This is a genomic window from Steroidobacter sp., assembly GCF_016790065.1.
Lineage (GTDB): Bacteria > Pseudomonadota > Gammaproteobacteria > Steroidobacterales > Steroidobacteraceae > Steroidobacter.
Map to the genome: position 1 here is coordinate 1 of NZ_JAEUPY010000818.1, position 5,745 is coordinate 5,745.

The window sequence follows — 5,745 nt, forward strand, 5'->3', positions numbered from 1 at the left end:
GATTCCGCACGCACCGCTCCGCAACTGCCGAAGCGTTACCTGGATCGATCCCAAGAAATCGCCGAGCAACGCCTGACCTTGGCCGGCTACCGCCTCGCCGCGGTACTGCGCTGGGCTTTTCGCGAGCCGCCCCGCTAGCGAGCCCTACCCGAAATAATCCAGCGTTACCCGTCACCACCATGGCGGCGGCACTCCGGAAGCGTTTGTATTACGCATCGGAGCACAACGGCACGCGGGGACGTAATGACCAATCGGGGCCTGTGGAAACAACTGGCAGCCAGCGTCGTGATGTTGCTGGCGCTGCCGGCGATGGCGGCACCAAAGCAACCTTCGCCGCCCGGCTACACCCTGCCGTCGACCCACATGTGGGACATGGCTTCGGACGCCGGCGAGATCTATCGCATCTTCGTTTCCTTCCCCGCTGCCACCGAGGCGCCGGCCGATGGCTTTCCCGTTTTGTATGTATTGGACGGCAATGCCTCGTTCGCCGCGTTCGCGGAAGCTCGGCGCATTCAGGAACGATTCGATATCGGCAAGTCCATCGTCGTCGGCGTCGGCTATCCCACGGACCAGACTTACGATGCACGCCGCCTCAATGACTACCCTCCAGCGATGCTCGACCCGCCGCCGAAGCTGTGGCGGCAATTGGCGAAATATAAAAGCGGCGGACGCGATACGTTCCTGGACTTTCTGACCGGCAAGCTGCGCACTGAAATCGCCAGTCGCTACAAAGTCGATCTGGATCGGCAATCGTTGTTCGGTCATTCGTTGGGCGGACTTTTCGCGCTGCACGCGCTGTTCACACGACCGCAGGCTTTTCACTCCATCGTCGCGGCCAGCCCGTCGCAGGAATGGAATGAACAAGGGGTGCTCGACGAAGAACGCGAGTTCACCGCGAGACTGACCAGCGGCAAGGTAGGCAAGACCAGCCGGTTGCTAGTAGTTGTCGGCGGCCGCGATATCGACGACGATCCCTATGTGGGCGAAGCGTTCACCAAGCGCATGGAACTACTATCCGGCTACGGACTGCGCACGCGCTTCCGTCGCTATGAAGAAGAAGGACACATGACGGTGCCAGCCCGTGCAGTCACCGACACGTTGCGTTTTGTATTCGAGTCGCACTGAGGTTGGCCGCATGACCCAGAAAAAGGATGCTTTCAAGATCAGCCGCCGTGAGGCCTTCGCTGCCACCGGGGTTTGTTTCGCGATGCTGAGTCAAAAGGCACTGGCTGCCACAGGGCCGGAAACAACCGGCGCCGCTGTAAGCCCCGCCGGCCCAAAGGCGACCTTCACCAAGGACTCCGAAGCCAACGGCATGGTCGAAGTCCCTGGCATTCACCAGGGCAAAGGCAAGGGCAAGATCAAATTCTTCCGCTTCGATGGCGCGCCCGCACCGGCTCACTTCATCATTTATGACTTACCGCCGGGCGCCAGCGAAGGCGTGCACGTGCACTTTCTGGACAACCGCAACGACGAAGGCTCGTTCGACGAATACTATTATTTCATCAGCGGCCAGGGCCAAATGGAAATCGACGGCCAGGTGGTACCGGTTGCTCAAGGCGAGCATGTCCACACACCACTCGAAGTCGCCCACGGCGTCGAGAACACGCATGCAACCGAGAATTTGCGTGTCTTCCTGACCTTCATCAAGCGAGGCAATGAAACGCCTCGGATGCGCAGCTCGGCCAAGTAACGAGGCTGCTTGCCGTAGGCAATCCCCTGCCCCGGCGGACACCTGGCGCCGATTCGTGGATAATGGCCGCCGGTCAATTCAGCCTTGGGTGATCAACTTGACGGGACGACGGGGTCGCGACGAAAAGCCGCTGTACGAAGCCATCATCGATGCTCAGAAGCTGGCCTTCGCCCCGCTCGCGTTTCATGCCACGCTCGCGCTGAGAGACCTCGGCATTCTGGCGAAGCTGGCGGATGCTCGAGCAGAAGGGCTCACCGCCGAGCAGGTCGCGGAGCTCACCAAAGTGCCGATCTACGGCGTGAAGGTGTTGCTCGAATCCGGCGTGGTCAGCGATCTGATCGCGCTCGAGGACGGCCGTTACTATCTTCGCCAACTCGGTCTGCTGGTGCTGCGTGACGCGATGACTCGCGTGAACATGGATTTCGCCGCGGACGTTTGTTATCGCGGCATGGCGCATCTGCGAGAGACAGTCACCACCGGCAAGCCGATGGGACTGCAGGAGTTCGGCTCGTGGAACACGATCTACGAAGGCCTCACTCAGTTGCCTCCGCACGTTCAGCGCAGCTGGCTCGCATTCGATCACTACTACTCGGATCACATGTTTCCGAATGCGCTGCCGCTGGTGTTCGCGGACGCGCCCAAGCGCTTGCTCGATGTCGGCGCCAATACTGGAAAATTCGCACTCACTTGTCTCGAGCACAATCCGCAAGTGCATGTGAGCCTGTTGGACTTCGCCGGACAGCTGGAGCTGGCCCGAAAGGCCATCGCTGCCAAAGGCCACGAAGCTCGCGCCAGCTTTCATCCCATCGACTTCTTGAATCCGGCGCTGGAATTTCCAGGCAATCAAGACGTGATCTGGATGAGTCAGTTCCTGGATTGTTTCAGCGAAGACGAGATCGTGTCGATCCTGGAGCGCGCCCGACGTGCTCTAGCACCGCACGGTCGCATCTACATCGTCGAAACGTATTGGGATCATCAGGAGCATGCCGCCGCACGTTTCGTACTCACGATGACGTCGCTGTACTTTGCGAGTCTCGCCAACGGCAACAGCAAGATGTATCTCTCAGAGGATATGCGAGGCTGCGTGCAGCGTGCCGGGCTCAAAATCGAACGCGAGATGGAGCGCTTCTCACCCAGTCACACGATGTTCGTGTGCCGCGCAGGCTAGCGCTCGCCGCTCCACCGCAATTGGTATTCCCGATGTGTTCGCAGCACTTCATCGACAGCCTCACTCGCGAGCTGTGATTTTCGGAACCCCGTCGTAATCTCGAGGACGCGCACGTCGCGTCCCTCGACACTGAAGCGAACGCGCCACTCTTTGACCGCCAGCTGCATCCCGCCGTCGATGCGACGGATGCGCCGATACGGATGTGGCTCCGGCCCGAGCATCAGCGTGGACCGAATGCGTTCGTCGATAGCGAGACCAGTTCGAGTCTCGATCCACTGAGCTTGCTCGATGGCCAATGGATCGAGCGTCACAGCGTAGGCCGCGACGGGATCTGAGGGCCGCTCATCCAACCAACCATTACCCGCATCCGGATGCGAATCGGTGTAGGCCACATAGGGTTTGAGATCCAGCACCGGCGTGCCGTCGAGCATGTCGCAATCCAGGACATGAACGTTCAAGCCCTCCACCTTCTCCAAGCGCACCACCGACAGGCCGAGCGGATTGGGTCTGTGCGGCGAGCGAGTGGCAAACACTCCCTTGCGGCCTGAGGTACTTCGCGGCGGCAACACCTTGGGACGCCAGCCGGGGTTGTGGTGAAACCAGAAGATCACCCAAAGCAATTTCCAGCCCGCCAGATCCTCCAGCGCATGCTCGAAATTCCGGCCCGGCAACAACTCGATGCGCGCCGGCGAACCCTCCGCAGCCCGCGGCTGACGTGGCGCTTCAACCTTGGTAACGGATGAAGCGCGGACGATGCCGATGGGTTCGAGAACCAGGCGCGACGGATCTTGATCTTGTTGCGGCGACATGGCGCGCAGGATACGCCAATGCCGAGGTCATTTCGGCACCGGCTTACGCGTCAGCTATTCCTTCCAGGGCCGCTGATATCTCGGCGGCACCACCTCTTGCCACGCTGGATTGGATTTCCAGACCGGCTCCAGCGGCGCGCGATCGGCGTAAGGAACATACGGCGAAGCTTGGCCGGTCACCAGGTCCGGGATGTAACGCGGGCAGTTGGGAAAGATGTCGATGGGCGTAACGCAGATCAGCGCCTGTGCGCCGACGAACTCGTTCATCAGCGGATCTTCCAACACGACCTCCGCGCGTCCATTGACGCGCAGTCGCTTCGGCGCCTCCCCCATCCGGATGAACAACAAACCGACGAACGGGTTGTGGCCGATGTTGCCCAGAGTCTTGAACATGCCGTTGCCGTCGTAATCCGGCCAGACCAACAAGTCCGGCCGCACGATGCGCACGAAGCCCGGCGCCCCACCTTTGAATGAACAATCCGGATGACCGTCCGGCGCCGCAGTGGCGACAAAGAAAAATTCCAGCGACTGAATGAACTGCCGATCTTCGTCGTTGAACTCGGAACGACGCAATCGCTCCACCAGCCTATCGGCCAGTGCCGTCGACCCGAAACGCTGCTGCAGGTCGCGGTTGCCTGAGTGGAACATCGTCATGAGATGCCTCCGGCTCGTCAGGAGCGAACCGAAGCATACGCCTTAGCAGCGCATCAGTGCTCCTCGAAATCCTTCAACCCGCTACCGCCGGCGCTATCCGGGTTCATGACAGCGAGGATCGTTCGAGTCAGCCGCTTGTAGTTAGCGGTGCCTTTGTAGGTGTTGGCCAGCACCACGATGCCGGTCTTGGTGGCGCCGTCGAATTCATAAGAAGAGATGAAGCCGTCGGCATCCGAGCCGCCGTGGCCGAGAGCGACTAACTTGCTGTCCTCATTGCGGACCGCGGCAAAGCCGACGCCGTCGCCGTAACGCATGAGAGCGTCCGTGGGCACCAACAGCTGATACGAATCGAGCAAGGTCGTCTGCTTCAGCACGCTCTCGTTGCCGCCCAGCATTTGAAAGCGCATCAGCCGAGCCATATCGAGAACGGTGGACTTCAAATCAGAGGCAGGCATCAGGAGATTCTTTGCGGAGTTGTACGGCACGTTGCCTGCGACCTGTGGCCGATCCAGCCGATAGCCCAACGCAAACTGTTCCTGCAGCTGCGGCGGGGCGACGAATGCCGAGTGATGCATACCCAACGGCTCCAGAATTTCGCTACGAATGTACTCGCCGAACGGCCGCTTTGCCGCGCGGCTCAGCGCCAGGCCGAGAATCGAATAGCCTGCGTTGGAATAGCGGCTCGCGGTCCCCGGCTCATACAGATATTCGAAGCCTGGAATGGCGAGTGCAGCCATGTCTTCGAACGTCTTCGCTGCAGCCACGGCCTTGCCCACGCCCGGCGGCATGTTGGCGCCTCGCTGTACCCCCGCCGTCATAGTCGCTAGCTGGATCAGCGTGATCGGCGGCGCCCAGGGATATTTGTTTTTCATCTGCCGAACTTCGGGAACGTAACGTTCCACCGGATCGGACAGATGCACCTGCCCCCGCTCCACCAGCTGCAACAGCATCAGGCCGGTGAAAATCTTGGTGGTGGAGCCGATGGGATAAACGGTGTCGACGCTCGCCGGCCGGCCCTTGGCTTCATCCATCTGGCCAACGCAGTAGGTCCACACCAGTTCGCCGTTCTCGACGACACCTACCGACACGCCGCCGCGTGAGTCCTTGCGAAACTCGGCGTCGATGAGTTGTTGAACGGCGGAGAATCGAGTTTCAGCAGCAGCGCTGACCGACAGACCCAGCAGCCAGACCGCGAGCAACGTCGTTCTAATTTTCATGCAGTTCCAAGTCCGTGGCGTGCGAGCACCTATTCTAGACTTGGAACCTGCGCGGCCTTAATTGTTTTTCACCAAGCTCGCGACAAATTCCTGCACCGTCAGCTTTTCCAGTTTGCTGCGATCGGCGAACAGGGTCTTGATGGCTTCGCTCTGCTTTGCCGAGAAATGTCCGGCCACCGACGCTTCGAACTTTTGCACCAGCAC

6 protein-coding genes are annotated in these 5,745 nt (G+C 60.4%); 3 read left to right on the forward strand and 3 right to left on the reverse strand.

What is annotated here, in order from left to right; genetic code table 11:
• The first annotated feature begins 243 nt into the window (after positions 1-243).
• From JNL55_RS33070 to JNL55_RS33080, 3 genes are all read left to right on the forward strand, one after another.
• Complete coding sequence (locus JNL55_RS33070; protein ID WP_293864839.1) at positions 244-1,125, forward strand: alpha/beta hydrolase; 882 nt, start codon at positions 244-246, stop codon at positions 1,123-1,125.
• A 10-nt stretch (positions 1,126-1,135) separates the two neighbouring features.
• The gene (locus tag JNL55_RS33075) at positions 1,136-1,693 is read left to right on the forward strand and encodes a cupin domain-containing protein (protein WP_293864842.1); all 558 of its coding nucleotides are present in this window, start codon (positions 1,136-1,138) and stop codon (positions 1,691-1,693) included.
• Between the two features lie 97 nt (positions 1,694-1,790).
• The gene (locus tag JNL55_RS33080; RefSeq protein ID WP_293864845.1) at positions 1,791-2,861 is read left to right on the forward strand and encodes a class I SAM-dependent methyltransferase; all 1,071 of its coding nucleotides are present in this window, start codon (positions 1,791-1,793) and stop codon (positions 2,859-2,861) included.
• Here JNL55_RS33080 and tsaA read toward each other — a convergent pair.
• From tsaA to JNL55_RS33095, 3 genes are read right to left on the reverse strand one after another with little or no spacing between them, the layout of a single operon-like run.
• Positions 2,858-3,670 carry a tRNA (N6-threonylcarbamoyladenosine(37)-N6)-methyltransferase TrmO gene (tsaA, locus tag JNL55_RS33085; RefSeq protein WP_293864848.1) on the reverse strand — a complete coding sequence of 271 codons (813 nt, stop codon included), beginning with the start codon at positions 3,668-3,670 and terminating at the stop codon, positions 2,858-2,860. The two genes, JNL55_RS33080 and tsaA, sit on opposite strands and share 4 nt — an antisense overlap.
• Positions 3,671-3,724: 54 nt before the next feature.
• Positions 3,725-4,324, reverse strand: coding sequence for a pyridoxamine 5'-phosphate oxidase family protein (locus JNL55_RS33090; protein WP_293864862.1), 600 nt, complete (start codon positions 4,322-4,324; stop codon positions 3,725-3,727).
• A gap of 53 nt (positions 4,325-4,377) precedes the next feature.
• Complete coding sequence (locus tag JNL55_RS33095) at positions 4,378-5,541, reverse strand: serine hydrolase domain-containing protein (RefSeq protein WP_293864864.1); 1,164 nt, start codon at positions 5,539-5,541, stop codon at positions 4,378-4,380.
• Positions 5,542-5,745 lie beyond the last annotated feature (204 nt).

What these genes read in the sequence shown, in the direction of transcription:
- JNL55_RS33075 (WP_293864842.1), top strand. Translation starts at nt 1,136, where the DNA reads ATGACCCAGAAAAAGGATGCTTTCAAGATCAGCCGCCGTGAGGCCTTC.
- JNL55_RS33095 (WP_293864864.1), bottom strand. Translation starts at nt 5,541, where the DNA reads ATGAAAATTAGAACGACGTTGCTCGCGGTCTGGCTGCTGGGTCTGTCG.
- JNL55_RS33070 (WP_293864839.1), top strand. Translation starts at nt 244, where the DNA reads ATGACCAATCGGGGCCTGTGGAAACAACTGGCAGCCAGCGTCGTGATG.
- JNL55_RS33090 (WP_293864862.1), bottom strand. Translation starts at nt 4,324, where the DNA reads ATGACGATGTTCCACTCAGGCAACCGCGACCTGCAGCAGCGTTTCGGG.
- tsaA (WP_293864848.1), bottom strand. Translation starts at nt 3,670, where the DNA reads ATGTCGCCGCAACAAGATCAAGATCCGTCGCGCCTGGTTCTCGAACCC.